This is a genomic window from Arthrobacter zhangbolii (genome assembly GCF_022869865.1).
Taxonomy (GTDB): Bacteria; Actinomycetota; Actinomycetes; order Actinomycetales; family Micrococcaceae; genus Arthrobacter_B; species Arthrobacter_B zhangbolii.
Genome location: NZ_CP094984.1, coordinates 296,308 through 312,680 on the forward strand (window position 1 = coordinate 296,308; position 16,373 = coordinate 312,680).

At 65.8% G+C, this 16,373-nt stretch carries 18 protein-coding genes and 1 pseudogene; 14 read left to right on the forward strand and 5 right to left on the reverse strand.

What is annotated here, in order from left to right:
* The first annotated feature begins 29 nt into the window (after window positions 1-29).
* The 6 genes from MUK71_RS01510 to MUK71_RS16295 all read left to right on the forward strand — a co-directional run bounded on the left by MUK71_RS01510 (window position 30) and on the right by MUK71_RS16295 (window position 6,405).
* Window positions 30-1,100, forward strand: coding sequence for an extracellular solute-binding protein (locus tag MUK71_RS01510; RefSeq protein WP_227929300.1), 1,071 nt, complete (start codon window positions 30-32; stop codon window positions 1,098-1,100).
* A 48-nt stretch (window positions 1,101-1,148) separates the two neighbouring features.
* Window positions 1,149-1,955 (forward strand): IclR family transcriptional regulator, encoded by an 807-nt coding sequence (locus MUK71_RS01515; RefSeq protein ID WP_227929301.1) that lies wholly within the window; start codon window positions 1,149-1,151, stop codon window positions 1,953-1,955.
* Window positions 1,939-2,913, forward strand: coding sequence for a cyclase family protein (locus MUK71_RS01520; RefSeq protein WP_227929302.1), 975 nt, complete (start codon window positions 1,939-1,941; stop codon window positions 2,911-2,913). Before MUK71_RS01515 ends, MUK71_RS01520 begins: the two co-directional genes overlap by 17 nt.
* 7 nt (window positions 2,914-2,920) lie before the next feature.
* Window positions 2,921-4,153, forward strand: a complete 1,233-nt coding sequence (locus MUK71_RS01525; protein WP_227929303.1) for an iron-containing alcohol dehydrogenase — start codon at window positions 2,921-2,923, stop codon at window positions 4,151-4,153.
* The gene (locus MUK71_RS01530) at window positions 4,150-5,577 is read left to right on the forward strand and encodes an NAD-dependent succinate-semialdehyde dehydrogenase (RefSeq protein ID WP_227929304.1); all 1,428 of its coding nucleotides are present in this window, start codon (window positions 4,150-4,152) and stop codon (window positions 5,575-5,577) included. The genes MUK71_RS01525 and MUK71_RS01530 overlap by 4 nt, the downstream gene beginning before the upstream one ends.
* Window positions 5,578-6,009: 432 nt before the next feature.
* Window positions 6,010-6,405 carry an ATP-binding protein gene (locus tag MUK71_RS16295; RefSeq protein ID WP_227929431.1) on the forward strand — a complete coding sequence of 132 codons (396 nt, stop codon included), beginning with the start codon at window positions 6,010-6,012 and terminating at the stop codon, window positions 6,403-6,405.
* Window positions 6,406-6,441: 36 nt separating this feature from the next.
* Here the strand turns inward: MUK71_RS16295 and MUK71_RS01535 are convergent, their stop codons facing one another.
* Window positions 6,442-7,404: a helix-turn-helix transcriptional regulator gene (locus tag MUK71_RS01535; RefSeq protein WP_227929305.1), complete on the reverse strand. Its 963-nt coding sequence runs from the start codon at window positions 7,402-7,404 to the stop codon at window positions 6,442-6,444.
* A gap of 107 nt (window positions 7,405-7,511) precedes the next feature.
* Here MUK71_RS01535 and MUK71_RS01540 point away from each other — a divergent pair, with 107 nt between their 5' ends.
* From MUK71_RS01540 to MUK71_RS01555, 4 genes are all read left to right on the forward strand, one after another.
* Window positions 7,512-7,979 carry a VOC family protein gene (locus MUK71_RS01540; RefSeq protein WP_227929306.1) on the forward strand — a complete coding sequence of 156 codons (468 nt, stop codon included), beginning with the start codon at window positions 7,512-7,514 and terminating at the stop codon, window positions 7,977-7,979.
* A 96-nt stretch (window positions 7,980-8,075) separates the two neighbouring features.
* Entirely contained in the window at window positions 8,076-8,912 is an 837-nt protein-coding gene (locus MUK71_RS01545) for a PhzF family phenazine biosynthesis protein (RefSeq protein WP_227929307.1), read from the forward strand.
* Window positions 8,913-9,073: 161 nt separating this feature from the next.
* Window positions 9,074-9,367, forward strand: a complete 294-nt coding sequence (locus MUK71_RS01550) for a PadR family transcriptional regulator (protein WP_341482044.1) — start codon at window positions 9,074-9,076, stop codon at window positions 9,365-9,367.
* A complete protein-coding gene (locus MUK71_RS01555) occupies window positions 9,364-9,825 on the forward strand; it encodes an HAAS signaling domain-containing protein (RefSeq protein ID WP_227929309.1) in 462 nt (153 codons plus the stop codon). Before MUK71_RS01550 ends, MUK71_RS01555 begins: the two co-directional genes overlap by 4 nt.
* Window positions 9,826-9,829: 4 nt before the next feature.
* On the opposite strand, the gene MUK71_RS01560 is transcribed toward MUK71_RS01555, so the two are convergent.
* Together MUK71_RS01560 and MUK71_RS01565 are read right to left on the reverse strand one after the other, a co-directional pair.
* Complete coding sequence (locus MUK71_RS01560) at window positions 9,830-10,615, reverse strand: hypothetical protein (protein ID WP_227929310.1); 786 nt, start codon at window positions 10,613-10,615, stop codon at window positions 9,830-9,832.
* Window positions 10,616-10,829: 214 nt separating this feature from the next.
* Window positions 10,830-11,522 (reverse strand): SDR family NAD(P)-dependent oxidoreductase, encoded by a 693-nt coding sequence (locus MUK71_RS01565; protein ID WP_227929311.1) that lies wholly within the window; start codon window positions 11,520-11,522, stop codon window positions 10,830-10,832.
* A 101-nt stretch (window positions 11,523-11,623) separates the two neighbouring features.
* On the opposite strand from MUK71_RS01565, the gene MUK71_RS01570 reads away from it, so the two are divergent.
* Window positions 11,624-12,496, forward strand: coding sequence for a helix-turn-helix transcriptional regulator (locus MUK71_RS01570; protein WP_227929312.1), 873 nt, complete (start codon window positions 11,624-11,626; stop codon window positions 12,494-12,496).
* 33 nt (window positions 12,497-12,529) lie between these two features.
* Here MUK71_RS01570 and MUK71_RS01575 read toward each other — a convergent pair.
* Window positions 12,530-12,664, reverse strand: a pseudogene (locus MUK71_RS01575) (DNA polymerase IV); the annotation flags it as partial.
* 10 nt (window positions 12,665-12,674) lie between these two features.
* Window positions 12,675-13,019, reverse strand: a complete 345-nt coding sequence (locus MUK71_RS01580) for an ArsR/SmtB family transcription factor (protein ID WP_227929313.1) — start codon at window positions 13,017-13,019, stop codon at window positions 12,675-12,677.
* Window positions 13,020-13,136: 117 nt separating this feature from the next.
* Here MUK71_RS01580 and arsB point away from each other — a divergent pair, with 117 nt between their 5' ends.
* Genes arsB through MUK71_RS01595 form a run of 3 tightly spaced genes read left to right on the forward strand, consistent with a single transcriptional unit; the run spans window position 13,137 to window position 16,145 of the window.
* Complete coding sequence (gene arsB, locus MUK71_RS01585; RefSeq protein ID WP_227904815.1) at window positions 13,137-14,240, forward strand: ACR3 family arsenite efflux transporter; 1,104 nt, start codon at window positions 13,137-13,139, stop codon at window positions 14,238-14,240.
* Complete coding sequence (locus tag MUK71_RS01590; protein ID WP_227929314.1) at window positions 14,237-14,650, forward strand: arsenate reductase ArsC; 414 nt, start codon at window positions 14,237-14,239, stop codon at window positions 14,648-14,650. Before arsB ends, MUK71_RS01590 begins: the two co-directional genes overlap by 4 nt.
* Window positions 14,651-14,675: 25 nt before the next feature.
* Complete coding sequence (locus MUK71_RS01595; RefSeq protein WP_227929315.1) at window positions 14,676-16,145, forward strand: FAD-dependent oxidoreductase; 1,470 nt, start codon at window positions 14,676-14,678, stop codon at window positions 16,143-16,145.
* The last annotated feature ends 228 nt before the right edge of the window (window positions 16,146-16,373 follow it).

Below are 16,373 nucleotides of genomic sequence, written 5' to 3' on the forward strand. Positions count from 1 at the left end.
ATCTCGGCCAAACCCCAAAGGAAACGACAATGATGTCCAGATCCAAATCAGTGTTTGTGCCGGCCCTCAGCATCATCGCCCTCGCCGGACTGCTCACCGGCTGCGGAGACTCCGCAGAGGAAGCCACCGGGCCCGATGCACCCGTTGAACTCACTTACGTTGGCTACGGCGGCGACGGGCAGGCTGCACAGATCGAGGCATGGCAGAAGTCCTACACAGGCGACAACCCCAACGTTTCATTCATCAACACCTCCCCGCCCGACGTGGCGCAGGTGAAGGCACAGGTGGAATCCGGTGCGGTGCAGTGGGACGTGATGGCGGTTGCCCCTTATGCCGCGGAACAGAACTGCGGCACCCTCTTCGAGAAACTCGACCTGTCTTCCGTGGACCAGAAGGACCTGGTCCCGGGCACCGTGGGGGAGTGCTACATCGGCAACTGGATCAACGCCACCCCCATGGCCTACCGCACAGACGCCTTCCCTGACGGCAAAGGCCCCAAGACCGTTGCCGACTTCTTCGACACCGACGCGTTCCCGGGCAAGCGGGGAATGGTCACCAACCTGCAGAACGGCATCCTGGAATACGCGCTGACCGCAGACGGCGTGGAGCCGGACAAGATGTATCCGCTCGACGTCGACCGCGCACTCGGCAAGCTCGACAGCATCCGGGACGACACCACCTTTGCCCCGAATGTAGGAGCACTGCAGCAGGCCGTCAGCGCCGACCAGGTTGATATCTTCTTCCTGCCCGACTCGCGGCTTGTGCCTCTCCTCAAGGAGAACGACGACATCACCATCGTCTGGGACGTCACGGTCACATCACTCAATGCCTTCGCCGTTCCGCTTGGTTCCGCGAAGAAGGACGCCGTGGTGGACTTCGTATCAAGTGTTGTGGAACCCGGGCCGGCGGCCAAGATCTCCGAGCTGCTTGGCGTTTCCCCGGTCAATACGGCCGCCGAGCCAAAGCTGGACGAGTACACGTCCCAGGTTGAGGTCAACGGCAAGGTCAATACGGGAGAGACGATCCTCCAGGATGTTGACTGGTATGCCAAGAACTTCAATGAGGCATCCACCAAGGTCACGACGTGGTTGGCCGGATAATACGGGCACCGGCGGAGGCCGGTGCCCGTCCCCTGAAGTGTTCTCCATTTGAACTACGCTTATGTGATGGTGAACACCGAGGGAAACGCCGAGACCTCCGGCTACGACATTCAGGCAGTATCCCGGGCAGCGCAGATTTGCGCACTCTTCGGGCCCAACACGGTCGAAGTGACGCCGGCAGAGGTCGCAGCCAAGCTCAACCTGAACCGTACAACCGCCTACCGGTACTGCGTAGCGCTGGTCGCGGCCGGAATGCTCGAGCGGAGTCCGCGGCGCGGTGCCTTCGTCCTTGGCGGACTCATGCTGCAGCTGGGCATCCATGCGCTCAGCCGGCGTCCGGTGGTGCAGATCGCGCCCCCGTACCTGGCCGAGCTGAGCGGCGCCGTCCGGATGACCGCCGTCCTCAGCCTATGGGCCGTGGACGGTCCGGTGGCGACCCTGGTGGAAGAGGACAGCAACCAAACCATCATTGTGACCGTCCGGCCCGGATCGCTTCTGGAGATCACCGCCGCACAGACGCACGTGTTCCTTGCCTACCTCAAGGACCCCCACGCCGTCGGAACAACGGCGGCAGGCCTGCCTGCTGCCCAGCGGTCAGAACTTGACGCGGCAATCTACAACGCCAGGCGTCACGGCTACAGCATTGCCCACCACTCCGGGGGACTCTTCGGCATCGCCGTTCCGGTCTTCGACGAATACGGCATTGCCGCCACGGTTGCGCTCCTCGGCGCCGACCCGGCTGCAGACCTCAGCCCCGGCTCACCCATCCTCACCCAACTCAGGGGAACCGCGGCCGCGCTCAGCGAAGAACTGGGCGGCGGCCAAAAAGGACAACAGATTGCCGACCTACGATGAGCTCGCCTCCGCCGAGCCCCCGGGGTCGAGCTGGAACGTCTTCGGGAGAGACGACCAGCTCGGCACGATCAACTTCCTAACACCCGAGCGGGTCGCATCCGCGGCCCGGCTGGTCCGTACCGGCCGCCGCTTCGGCCTCGACCACCCCGTCACTGCCTTCGAGCCTTACCCCACTGGAACCCGCCGCCCGCTTGAACACACGGTGTTCTCCAACAACACCTGGCATCGGGACGACTGGGTTGATTCCTTCTATTTGCAGTCCTCCTCCCAGATTGACGCACTCCGCCACATCGGCCACCCCGAGCACGGTTTCTACAACGGCCTTTCGACGGAGGAAAACACATCCGATTCGATCCGGCTCGGCATCCAGAACTGGGCCGGCCCGGGCATCGCGGGCCGGGGCGTCCTGCTGGACGTTCCCCGGTTCTTCGCCCAACAGGGCCTTTCCTACGACTCCTCCTCCACCATTGCCATCGGTACGGACCTGCTCGATGAAATAGCGGAGAGCCAGAATGTGTCCTGGCACGGCGGAGAGATTCTGCTTCTCCGCACCGCATGGGCGGAGGACTACCTCGCGAAAACCCCCGAAAAGCGCCGCTCGGATCCCTGGAAACAATCACCCGGCCTCGCCCAGCGGGAATCAACGCTCCGCTGGCTGTGGGACCACGAGATCTCCCTCGTCGCGGCAGACAACCTCGCCGTCGAGGCCGACCCCGTGATCGACTCCGACTTCCGGAGCCCGGCCGACGCACCCCCGCCGACCGGGGTCGATCACAGCGGCATGCTGCACCGCCCGCTCCTCGCCCTGCTCGGCATGGCGCTCGGGGAACTGTGGAAACTGGACGAGCTCGCCGCGGACTGTGCCGAGGACGGCGTGTACGAGTGTTTCCTCACCTGTAAGCCCCTCAACATTCCCGGCGGCGTCGGCTCTCCGCCGAACGCCATCGCTTTCAAATAGGAGCACCATGAATCCCTCCATCACCGGGACGCTCCGGCTGCCATCGCGCGTTCACTTCGGCTATGGCGCCCGGGCCCAGCTGCCCGAACTGCTCAAACTCCACGGAACGCGTGTCCTCGCCGTCGTGGACCCGTTCCTTCCCCCGACGGAGCACTTCCGCGACCTCCTGGCCGTCCTTCACGGTGCCGGACTGGAAGTCAGCGTGTACAGCGATATAGCTGCCGAGCTGCCCGCCCCCTCACTCGACGCCGCCGGAAGCATGGCCCGGTCCCTGGACCCGGACGTGATCCTCGCGGTGGGAGGAGGCAGCGCACTCGACGCGGCGAAGCTCATCGGGCTGCTCGCCACACACGGCGGACCCCTGTCCCGTTACTACGGGGAGAACGCGGTCCCCGGCCCGACCATCCCCGTTGTCGCGGTCCCGACGACGGCCGGAACGGGATCGGAGGTCACACCTGTGGCCGTGGTGTCCGACCCCGAGCTCACCCTCAAAGTGGGTATTTCGAGCCCATTCCTGATCCCGCAGGCAGCCGTTGTGGACCCCGAATTCACGCTGGGTGCACCCGCCGGCGTCACCGCCTTCGCCGGCATTGACGCCCTGGTACACCTCGTCGAATCCTTCACCGCAGCACCGCTGGACCCGGACTGGTCTTCGACGCTGCCGGTCTTCACGGGCCGCAACATTTTCGCGGAAACCATCGCGCTGCAGGGAATAGCGAAGCTCGGCACCTGGCTGCCCCTCGCTGTCACCGAACCCGGGAACCGGCAGGCACGGGAAGAAGTAGCCCTTGGGGCCCTCCTCGGTGGAATCGGGTTCGGCCCCACAGGAACACACCTCTCCCACGCGTTGCAGTACCCCATCGGTGCGCTGAGTAAGACCCCGCACGGGCTGGGCACGGGTTTGCTCCTGCCATATGTCCTTGATGCCTGCATGGCAGACCCGGGAACGGTTGGACGTATAGCCGCCATCGGTGCCGCCCTGGGCTCTGCATCAACCGTGCCGGAACAACAGGCAAATGATGCCATCACGAGGATCGTCGCCATCAACCAAGCGATCGGGGTTCCCGGATCCCTCGCCGGCATCGGCATCACCAAAGAACAGCTGCCGCATATTGCCGAGATGGGCCTGGCCTCCCGGCGGCTCGTGGCCATTGCTCCCATACCCGTGACGGCTGAACTTCTCCTTAACATCCTAACCCGCGCCTACGACGGCGCCCTCAGCAACGGGAGGCACTCGTGACCTACATCGCCGATCTCTTTATCGACGGCAGCTGGCGGCCGGGATCGTCCGGAGAGCGCTTCGACGTCATCGACCCGTCGGACCTTTCCGTGGCCGCGCGGTTCGCCGTCGCGACGGAGGAGGACTGCATGGCCGCCGTGGACGCGGCCGCCAGGGCCCAGGAGCCATGGGCCGCCACGGCTCCCCGCCTGCGCAGCGAATTGCTCCGCCGCGCCTATGAAATCCTGACGGACGAAGCCGAAGCCTTCGCGGAGATCATGGTGCGCGAAAACGGGAAGTCCTGGGCTGACGCCGTCGCCGAGGCGAATTATGCAAAGGAATTCTTTCGCTGGTTCTCGGAGGAAGCAGTGCGCATACCGGGCGATTACCGCCTGTCCCCGGCGGGAGACAAACGCATCGTCGTGGACCGGCAGCCCATCGGCGTTTCCCTGCTCATCACCCCCTGGAACTTCCCCGCCGCCATGGCAACCCGCAAACTCGCGCCGGCACTCGCGGCCGGATGCACCACCATCCTGAAACCGGCACGGGAAACACCGCTGACGGCCGCCTACATGGTCGAGGTACTGCGCCGGGCGGGATTCCCGCCGGGCGTCGTCAACCTCGTGACGCCAGTTCCCACCGGACCCCTTACCGCGAAGATGATCGCCCGGCCCGAAGTGCGGAAACTGTCCTTCACCGGGTCAACTGAGGTGGGCAGGGTACTGCTGCAGGAATGCGCCGACAGCGTGGTGAGCGCGTCGATGGAGCTCGGCGGCAACGCTCCGGTCATCGTGCTGCCGGGCGCAGACCTCGACATCGCTGTTGAAGGCGCCCTGCAGGCAAAAATGCGCAACGGCGGTTCCGCCTGCACGGCAGCGAACCGCTTCTACGTCCACTCCTCCCTCCACGACGCCTTCGTGGCCAGGTTCGGTGAGGCCCTGGCGGAGTACACCGTTGGCCCCGGGCTGGATCGGGCAAACCGTCTGGGAGCACTCGTGTCGGTTGGGGAACGGGATAAGGTCGCGGACCTGGTTGAATCTGCCGTGTCGGAGGGCGCCACGATCGTGCAGGGAGGGCACAGCCACGCGGTGGGAGCCTTCTACGACCCGACCCTGCTGACGGGCGTCAAGCACGGAATGAAGATCAACTCGTCGGAAATCTTCGGACCGGTGACCGCCGTCGTCAGGTATGACGACGTGGACGAGGCCATCCGGATGGCAAATGACACCGTCTACGGGCTCATGGCCTATGTATTCGGAGAAGAACGCGAAGCCATGGCGGTGGCGCGACGGCTCGAGGCCGGAATGATCGCCATCAACCGCGGAGTAGTCAGCGACCCGGCGGCCCCCTTCGGCGGGGTGAAGCAAAGCGGACTCGGCCGCGAAGGAGGCTCCGAAGGCATTCTCGAGTTCCTAGAAGAAAAGTACATCGCAATGACGGCCTGACCCGGGTTGGCATGGTGGCACCGGTGACGATGCTGATCCCGGATCCGTCGTAAGCCAGGACAGTGGCAGGCGCAATGGAAACCAAAGACACATACGCGGGTGCTCACCCGCCGTTTCGGTACCACTTCCGCCACAGGACAATCCCTACCGCGGAAGTCACTGCCTGGGCGAAGATAATGTGCGGAATCAGGCTGGAATCATGAGCAGGAAGTTGTAAGTTCAGGATGAAGGCCTGTGAAACGCCAACGGTTGGGCGATCGATTTCACCGAGGCGCTGTTGGTGCTCAGCCGTGCAAATCGGAAGTCTTTCTCTCCTGAACCGGTTCACCTGTCCCTTCTGATGGAGGAAGCGGCCGAAACGCTGCTCTCGTTGGCCGAGAAACTGGGGAGCAGCATCTATGCCGGGGACGAAAGCCCCATGTGCTGCTGCAGATGCTGGAACCTCACACGCAACGCCATCGTGCACAACCTGCCGGAAGACGGCACGGTACGACTCAAGGTCGAATCCCGTTCCTGGACCGCGGTGTGCTCACTGTCGAAACAGCGGGGAGAGAGAATCGCCCCGAACTGGTCTCCACATTTTCCGGACCGTTCCAACGCGGGACCGAACGCAACTACAGCGACCTCGCGGGCGTCGGACTGGGCCTGACGATCGTCAATAGAATCATGCACGCACACGACGGAATCCTGACGATCACCCCGCGCAGTGAAGCCGGAATCCGTGTCAGCGCGCAGTTGCCTGCGCCGCCCCGGAGCTTCGCCGGGCATCGAACGACGCCGGGAGAGTGCTGGCCTAGGAACGGACTCGTTTCAGCCAGGGGGCGATAGAGGTCCTGCATTCCCGCTGGCGGTAGAGCGCCCGATTCAGGCATGGACGGTGCCGGCACTACCCGCTGCCCTAATCCGCGCCGCGAAGCCGGCAAGTGAGTCCCTCAACGAGTCGGGACCAAGGACGGTGAACGGAGCATCAAAGCGCAGTGCCCAGGAGAGCAGCCCGGCCTCCGACCAGGAACCGACCCGCACGCGGCAGGCGCTCTCTGAAACTTGCTCCAGCTCGCCGTCACCCAGCCACGGCGCAATCGCGGCGGCGGGAAGTTCAATAAGCAGCTCCCCGTAGCACGGCCAGTCCGTGCCGCCGTCGGAGCCCTTCAGCCGGGCCGCGAGGAACGCGGCAGCGTTCCCGGCAGGGACCGGCCGCGCGGCAAATACCGGCCCGGCCGGGAACCTGGGCGCCACCTTATCCAGCCGGTAGATCCGCCAATCGGCCTTCTCGAGGTCCCAGCCAATCAGGTACCAGCGGCCGTGGCGGGCGACGACGGCGTGCGGCTCCACACGGCGCGGCGGCCTGGACACGTCATCACCGTAGTCGAAGCGAAGCACCCGGCGGTCCCGGGCGGCGGCGCTGGCCGCTTCGAGGACCTGCGGATCCACCCGCACGGCCGCGCCGGCGTCGGTGAACCGGATTCCCTCCACACGGTGCCGCAGCCGGGAGGGCATCACCTGCTTCACCGTGGTCAGCGCCCGGGCCGCGGCGTCGTCCAGATTCACCCCGCTGGACGCGGCACTCTGGAGCGCGACGGCGATGGCCACGGCCTGCTCATCATCAAAAAGCAGCGGCGGCAGTTCCGCACCGGCCGCCAGCCGGTAGCCGCCGTCGGGCCCCTTGACTGCCTCGATGCTGTAGCCGAGCTCGCGCAGCCGGTCCACATCGCGGCGCACCGTTCGCGAGGTCACGTCCAGCCGCTCGGCCAGCACCCGGCCCGGCCAGTCCCGGCGCGACTGCAGCAGGGAGAGCAGGGCGAGCATCCGTGACGAGGTTCCGGGCATGGTTTGAGTATGCCTGAAGTAGAGGACATAACCTGTCCTCTACCAGGTTCAGTCTGTTCTCAGGGCCGCAAAGGGCGGGCCTTTACAGAGGCAAAAGGACAGAACCCATGAGCATCAAAACCACCACCCACCTGAACTTCCCCGGCACCGCGGCGGACGCGCTGGCGTTCTACCAGTCGGTCTTCGGCGGCAGCGTCACCTCCGCCACCTACGGGGACTTCGGTATGCCCAAGGAGGTTCCGGGTGCCGAGAAGATCGTGTTCGGCCAGCTCGAAGCCCCGGACGGCTTCCGCCTGATGGCCTACGACATCCCCGGCCAGGACAGTGCCGACGCCGCCGCAACCGCCGGCACCACCCGCCGTGAAAACGGCACCACCATCACGGACCGGACGTTCTTCCAGTCCCTGCGCGGACAGAGCCTGGCAGAAGTGGACAAGCTCTGGGGCGCCCTGGCTGACGGTGCGCAGATCATCGAACCGCTCGCCGCCTCGGCATGGAGCCCCGGTTTCGGGATGCTCACCGACCGGTTCGGCGTGACCTGGGTGATCGACGTCGAGGCGCCCTACAACGGGTGAACCGCCGTCCCGCTACCGTCCCCGGGTGCCGCGCCGCCCGGGGACCTGGTTCATTGCGGAACCTTGTTCGGCCGGTGACCTTGTTACAGTGGCGCGATGAGAACGCGTCCCTACAGCGAAGTCGATGTCTTCTCGGAGGAGGCCTACCGCGGCAATGCGCTGGCGGTAGTGCACGATGCCGACGGACTGAGCGCCGAGGAGATGCAGCGCTTCGCCGCGTGGACCAACCTCTCGGAAACCACATTCCTTCTGCCGCCGAGCAGCCCCGGGGCCGACTACCGGGTGCGGATCTTCACCGGCAGGGAAGAGCTGCCTTTTGCCGGGCATCCGACACTGGGCTCGGCCAGGGCCTGGCTGGAGGCCGGAGGGAGGCCCAGGGCAAACGGAACGGTGCTGCAGGAATGTGCCGCAGGCCTGATCCCGGTGCGGGTGGAGGGGGATTCACTGGCCTTCGAAGCGCCGCCGTTTACCCGTTACGGGCCCGTTGATGAACCGCTTCTCCGCCGGGTGGCGGAGGTGCTTGGGATCCGTCGGGAGGAGATCCTTGATGCCTCATGGCTGGTGAACGGTCCGCAGTGGATCGGTGTCCGGCTTGCCTCGGCCCGGGAGGTCCTGAACCTGCAGCCCGATCCGGGCAAGGCAGGCGAACTGGAAATCGGTGTGGTGGGACCGTACGACGACGCCGGTGAGGCCGACGTCGAGGTGCGTGCCTTCGTGGGCGGAGACCCCGTGTGGGAAGACCCGGTCACGGGCAGCCTCAACGCCGGCCTGGGGCAGTGGCTCACCGACACGGCTGTGGCGGCACCGCCCTACACGGCGTCGCAAGGATCCGTCCTCGACCGCCACGGTCGGGTTCGTATAACCCGGCGCGAGGGGAAAATCTGGGTTGGCGGCACGGTCACCAGCTGCATCGAGGGGACTGTGCGGCTGTAGTTCAAGGCGCCTGTCGTTCGAGGCGCCTGTAGTTCATGCCGACCAATCTAGCGGGCGGGGCTTTCACTGCTGACCGGTTGCATGCATTACAAGTTACCGGTACCGTGCAGTGCATGACACCTACTGCTGAGTCTGTTCTGACTCAACTCCGTAAAGGCACTGTGGACTACTGTGTCCTCGCCTGTCTGCGCTCCGGACCGGCCTACGGGCTGGAAATAGCTGAACGGCTAGGGGAGGGGAAAGTGCTGTTCGCCAGCGGAGGCACTCTCTATCCGCTGCTGTCGCGGCTGCGGCAGCAGGGATGGGTCACCACCACGCTGGAGCCCTCACCCGTGGGGCCGCCGCGCCGCTACTACCACCTCACGGATGAGGGTACGGACGCGCTGCAGGTTTTTACCAGGACCTGGCACCCGTTCGCTGCAGACGTTACAACCATGGTTAAGGAGAACTCATGACTACCACCGAACCGATGCCGTCACTGTTGGAGGCGTACTTCGCCGATCTGGACCGCGCGCTGATCGGCACGGACCCGCGCGAGCGAGCTGAGACAGTCCAGGCCATGCGGGAGGATGCCGCAGAGATGCTCAACCGGGAGGGAACTTCGGAGCAGAGCGCTAAACGCATCATCGCCGAATTCGGCCCGGTAGAACAGATTGCTGCTGCCGCCACGTCCGCACCCACACCCGGCCCGGCTCCCGCACCGCGTTCCTGGCCCGATATCTGGCTGCTGGTTGGCTCTATCGCGGCCCTCGTGTATTGGATTCTGCCGTTCATTGGTGTTGCGATGATGGTTTGGGCCATCGTTCGGATTCGGCGAAACACCGGAAACCGCACACTGCAGCGGGTAGCTCTGTGGATCTCCATTGCATCGGTGGCGCTCTCCGGCGCGATATTCCTCCTGCGCCTCGGCTGACTGCTTACCTGATCCCGAAGTCGAAGCCGCTCTTGCCGTTGCCGAACCGCTCCCGCAGGAAGTTGCCCGTGTTGGTCAGCTCCGCGGATGTGCGGCGGTGGCGGCTGGCATGCAGGGTGTCCGCCTGGCCGGAGAGAAGCTGCAGCTGCTCCGCGAGTTCCTGGTTGGGGGTCCGTCCGCTGGCCTGCGGGGTCTCGAGCATGCGCGGCGGGATGGCCAGGTAGCTGCGCAGGACGCTGGGCAGGTAGTCCCGCACGGTGGCGGAGAGTTCGTACTCAAACTGCGGGTCACCCAGCGGCTCACGCTCTTCGGCTTTGATCACCGAATCCAACGTCCGGCAGGTTTCCAGCACACTGGCATACGCCTGCTCCGGAAGGCGGTTCCGGTTCCGTTTCGCCAGAGAAGCAGACCACGACAGCGCCTGAGACAGCCCCTGTGTTGCCGCCGATGCCTCCGTCGCGGCCGGGCCGCCTGGCTGTCCTGCATCCGGGGAAGGGGTCATACCGAAGGGCCGCCATCCGCGGGCTCTCGGGTGCAGCCACAGGTCCCGAAGGTGATAGGACCGCATGCCGGAGACGGCAATAATCCCAAGGACCACAAAGGTGCCGAAAAGGAACGAGGTGGCACCAGCGGTGACGGCCAGGATGCAGGCGACGTAGAGGGCGCCTTCGAGGATCACTTTGACGTTTTTCCTGCGGATGCCGATCATCAGGACCAGTAGCGGCAGGAAAGGAAAGAAGAAGACCGCGACGGCCACCTTGAAGATGTTCTCCAGAGTTAGACGAGACATCATGATCCTCTCGTGAGATGACGGCCATCAGGGCAACCGTCTTCTCCCGTGCGCACGAGTGGCGGCCCTGTCTCCAGGCTCAAATCCAGTCTAGCCGCGAGGCTGGATGCATGGGTGGGTACGGACCGTCTGTTCGCTCCCGGCATCTCCCGCCCGGTTCAATGGTGTGCGCTTACGAAGAGGAGACAGCAGCTGCTGCCGGAAAGCGGTGATATTAGAAGGGGGCGGCACCGGACCTGTCGATGAACGTGCCGGTGGGGCCGGAACCGCCGCGGGTGGCCAGCTCCACGATGGCGTCCGTTCCCTCTTGTAACGTCTGGGTGCCCTGCTGCCGGTTGAAATCAGTGGCGGTGTAGCCCGGGTCCGCAGCATTGATGCGGAGCTCCGGGAACGCCTTGGCGTACTGCACGGTCAGCATAGTGACGGCGGACTTGGAGGAGGTGTAGAGCGGCATCACCACGGTGGACTCAACACGCTCCGGGTCGTGCGCAAAGCCGAAGGAGCCCACTCCGCTGGTGACATTCACGACCGTTCCCTCGTCGGACTCCCGCAGGAGCGGCAGGAAAGCATGCATCATGCGGACGATGCCCACCACATTGGTGCCGTACACCGCCTCTGTATCGGCCGCCGTCAGGTCCTCCGCCTGGGCGAAGGGTCCGGGAATGCCCGCGTTGTTGACCAGGACGTCCAGGCCGCCGGCAGCTGCCACGGTTTTGGCGGCGGCCTCCACGGAGGAATCGCTGGTGACATCGAGCTGTACGAACGTGCCGCCGAGTGCTTCGGCCGCTTCCCGCCCACGGATTTCATCGCGCGCCCCCATCCAGACGGTATGCCCCGCTTCGAGGAGACGGCGTGCTGTTTCATAGCCCAGGCCTTTGTTGGCGCCGGTAATCAGTGTTGTTGTCATGGCCCTAGTCTTGACCCGCTGCGGACCGATGTCGTGGCACGGGCCAGCATATGGACTGTCAGTGCCACCCAGAACCGGATTGCGGCTGGCAGACTCTCTCCATGAAGGATTCTGGCTTGGGTGCCCTTCTCCGTTCCTGGCGCGACCGACTGCAGCCGGCGGACGCGGGCCTTCCCGTCTACGGGTTCCGGCGGGCGCCGGGGCTGAAGCGGGAGGAGCTGGCCCAGCTGGCAGGTGTCAGTGTTGACTACCTGGTGCGCCTCGAGCAGGGCCGCGCCCGCCGGCCCTCCGCCCAGGTGGCAGCGGCGCTGGCACGTGCGTTGCAGCTGAGCGACGCCGAACGCTCCCATCTCTTCGAGATTTCCGGGCTGCTTCCGCCCGGGCCCGGAGAAGTGCCGGCGCATATCCCGCCCGGCGTGCAGCGGCTGGTGGCGCGGCTCGGTGAAGTACCGGTGGCCGTATTCACCGCCGCCTGGGACCTGCTCTCCTTCAGCCCGCTGTGGGCGGCCCTTCTCGGGGAGCCCACCCCGTCCGACAAGGGCCGTCCCAATCTCCTGCGCTCGCACTTTGCCGGGAGAACGCTGGGCAGCAGCGGAATCCGGATCATCTGTCCGGAGGGCAGCCTGGAGATTTTTGAAGCCTCCCTCGTGTCGGACCTGCGCCGTGCTCGCGGTCGGTACCCGCATGACCAAAGGGTGCAGGAACTGATTGCTGATCTGACTGCATCCAGTGAACGGTTCCGGGCACTGTGGGACACCGGAACCGTCAGCGAGCACCAGTCCGAAATGAAAGTGGTGCAGAACGCCGTCGTCGGGGATGTGGAGCTGGACTGCGACATTTTCACCGTGGCCGGCACGGACCTGCACATTGTTGCCTACACCGCGGCCGCCGGATCCGAGGCGGCAGGAAAACTCGATTTCCTGCGCGTATCGGCTGTCTCGGCTGTCTCGGCGGCACTTCAACTGGACGGTTGAGGAGACCCGCCGGCGCTGCCTCCACGTCCCTGCTCACCACTCGCCGCGGGTGGGCGTACGGCACTTCCGTGCGTCGTCGGGCATCGGCATTTCGGCGCGCAGGCCCAGCAGTCGGATCGGACGGCCGGGTTCGATGGCGCCGGCCGGGTCCAGCGAGCGGGCCAGGACCTAGCGGTTTTTACCGCGGCGCGAGAACGGCCGCAGCCCGCTCCAGGGCGCCGGGAATGATGGAGTAGTAAGCCCAGACGCCGCGCTTTTCGCGGTGCAGGATGCCGGCGTCGACCAGGATTTTCAAATGATGGGACACAGTGGGCTGGCCCAGGCCCACAGGCTCCGTGAGGTCGCAGACGCAGGCTTCCTTGTTCTCCTGGCTTGCAATGAGCGAGACCAGGCGCAGGCGCGTGGGCTCCGCCACGGCTTTCAGCAGCCGGGCAAACTGCTGGGCATCCTCGAGGCTGAGCGCCTCGGTGGTCAACGGTGTGCAGCAGGCTGCGGTATCGGTAACTGTCTGGACGGGGGTCACCCGTCCATTATGCCCATAAATTGACACCCGTCGATGTCTGGGAGAATACTCGAGATCGAAGAACATCGATATGTTCCTGCCGCCCCGCCATAAAACCTGTCCCGCCCTAGGAGTTCCGTGAGCACCCCCGCCCCACCCGCCGACAATGTCACCGGGCGGCTTTCCACCCTGGACCGGTTCCTGCCCGTATGGATCCTGGCCGCCATGGCAGCGGGCCTGCTGCTGGGCCGGCTGGTTCCCGGCATTGGACCCGCCCTCGACTCGGTGAGCGTGGGCAACGTGTCCCTGCCCATCGCCGTCGGCCTGCTGGTGATGATGTATCCGGTGCTGGCCAAGGTCCGGTACAACGAAACCCGCGCCGTGGTGACGGACCGGAAACTGATGCTCACCTCGCTGGTCCTGAACTGGGTGGCCGCCCCCGCGTTTATGTTCGTGCTGGCCTGGATCTTCCTGCCGGACCTGCCCGAATACCGGACCGGACTGATCATTGTGGGACTCGCCCGCTGCATCGCCATGGTGATGATCTGGAATGACCTGGCCTGCGGGGACCGTGAGGCTGCCGCCGTACTGGTGGCCATCAACTCCGTGTTCCAGGTTCTGGCCTTCGGTGCGCTCGGCTGGTTCTACCTGCAGGTGCTCCCCGGCTGGCTGGGCCTGGAAACCACTAGCATGCAGTTCTCCTTCCTGGCCATCACCACCAGCGTCCTGATCTTCCTGGGCATCCCGCTGCTGGCGGGCTTCCTCACCCGCATCCTGGGTGAAAAAGCCCGCGGCCGGGACTGGTACGAGCAGAGGTTCCTGCCAAAACTCGGCCCCTGGGCGCTCTACGGCCTCCTGTTCACCATCGTTTTGCTGTTCGCGCTGCAGGGGGACAGCATCACCTCCCGCCCGCTGGATGTCGCCCGGATTGCGCTGCCGCTGCTGGTGTACTTCATTGTTGTGTTCGGCGCCGGCATGGTCCTGGGCAGGGTCCTGGACCTGGGGTACCCCCGCACTGCCACGCTCGCCTTTACCGCCGCGGGCAACAACTTCGAACTGGCCATCGCCGTGGCGATCGGCACCTACGGCGTGACCTCCGGGCAGGCACTAGCCGGCGTCGTCGGGCCCCTGATCGAAGTGCCCGTGCTGGTGGCCCTGGTCTACGCCGCCCTGTGGGCGCAGAGGAAATACTGGCCCGCTGCTCCCGTCCCCGCCGTTTCCACAGAAAAGACCAACCGATGAGCGCCAGCCAGAAACCCTCCGTCTTGTTTGTCTGCGTGCACAACGCCGGCCGCTCACAGATGGCCGCCGCCTACCTCCGCAGCCTGGGCGAGGGGCGGATCGAGGTCCGGTCCGCCGGCTCCGCCCCCGCCGGGTCCGTGAATCCCGCCGCCGTGACTGCGATGGCCGAAGACGGCATCGACATGTCCGCGGAGCTGCCCAAGGTGCTGACCACGCAGGCCGTGCAGGAATCCGACGTGGTGATCACCATGGGCTGCGGCGACGCCTGCCCCATCTTCCCCGGGAAACGCTACGAAGACTGGAAACTCGAGGACCCCGCCGGCCAGGGCGTGGAAGCCGTCCGGCCCATCCGGGATGAAATCAAGGCCCGGGTTTCCGCACTCATCACCGACCTGCTGACCGCGACCTAATACCCGCGCTGAAGAGGAACACACCATGAACATTTCCGATCTTCCCGTCGCCGTGATCGGTGCCGGACCGGTAGGGCTGGCCGCCGCTGCCGAGCTGCTGGAACGCGGCCTCACCCCGCTCATTTTCGAAGCCGGGCCAACACCGGCTGCCGCCGTGGCGTCTTGGGGCCACATCCGGCTCTTCTCACCGTGGCAGTACGACGTCGATCCTGCCGCCCGCCGGCTGCTCACCGCTGCCGGGTGGCAGGAACCCGACGCCGACACCCTGCCCACCGGCGCCGAGCTGCAGGAAGGGTACCTGCAGCCGCTGGCTGCGCTCCCAGCGATCGCCGGCGCCCTGCACACCTCCACCCGGGTTGTGGCCGTCAGCCGCGACGGCCTGGATAAAACCCGCACCGGCGGCCGGGAGGGCACGCCGTTCCTGATCCGCACGGAAGACGTCCGGGGTACGGCAGCCGAGTACCGGGCACGCGCCGTCATTGACGCTTCCGGCACCTGGAATACCCCGAACCCGCTGGGACAGGCCGGGCTGCCGGCCCCCGGGGAAGCCGAGGCGCTGGCGGCAGGGCTGATCACCGGTCCGCTGCCTGACGTTCTTGGCAGGGACCGTGCACGCTTTGCCGGTAAGCACGTGCTGGTGGTCGGCGCCGGCCACTCCGCCGCGAACACCCTGCTGGCCCTGACTGAGCTGGCCGAACAGGAACCCGGAACCCGGATCAGCTGGGCCATCCGCAGTGCCTCCGCGGCCGGGGTGTACGGCGGCGGCGACCTGGACGGGCTGCCGGCCCGTGGCGCACTGGGCAGCCGGCTGCGCAACCTGGTGCAGGAGGGCCGGATCGAGCTGCACACCTCCTTCACCATCACCGGGTTCACAACCGACGGCACCCTGGCCGTGGCCGGGAAGACGCCGGCCGGGGAAAAGCTGCTGGAGGTGGACCTGCTGGTGCCCGCCACCGGCTTCCGCCCCGACCTGGGCATGCTGCGCGAAATCCGGCTGGACCTTGACCCTGCCGTGGAGGCGCCGCGGGAACTCGGACCGCTGATTGATCCCGAGTTCCACAGCTGCGGCACAGTGGCACCGCACGGCGCCACAATGCTGTCCCACCCGGAGCAGGACTTCTACATTGTGGGCATGAAGTCCTACGGCCGGGCGCCCACCTTCCTGATGGCCACCGGCTACGAGCAGGTCCGTTCCATTGCTGCCGCATTGGCCGGAGACCGGGAGGCCGCCGATGACGTGCAGCTGGTCCTGCCCGAAACCGGTGTCTGTTCCACGGATCTGGGCGGCAGCTGCGACGCACCGGCGGGCGGCGGAGCAGCTGAAGCCTCCTGCTGCGGAACCGAGCCGGTGGAACCGGAGCCTGCGTCGTCGTCGTGCTGCAGTGCGCCGGAACCGGAGCCTGCGTCGTCGTCGTGCTGCAGTGCGCCGGAACCGCAGTTCCTTGGCATTCCCACCGGACTGGCCCACGGCCGTTCAGCAGCACGAGGGAACTGAATGCCGGCTGCACGGGTCTTTTCAGGTTGCCCAATGTACAGCTAACGGCCCTATCGGCCGGTCAAAAGCCCGTTAGCTGTACACTCGACGGCGTCGCCTGCGGGAGTTCCCACGCTTGGTGACTGGTGGTGCACGTGGGACCTCACCGGAAACATCCGCACCACTGACTGGGAAGTTCTGCGGTGGTCAGGGCGGCAGCAGGAAACAGGCCCCCAAACCAGCAGAAAG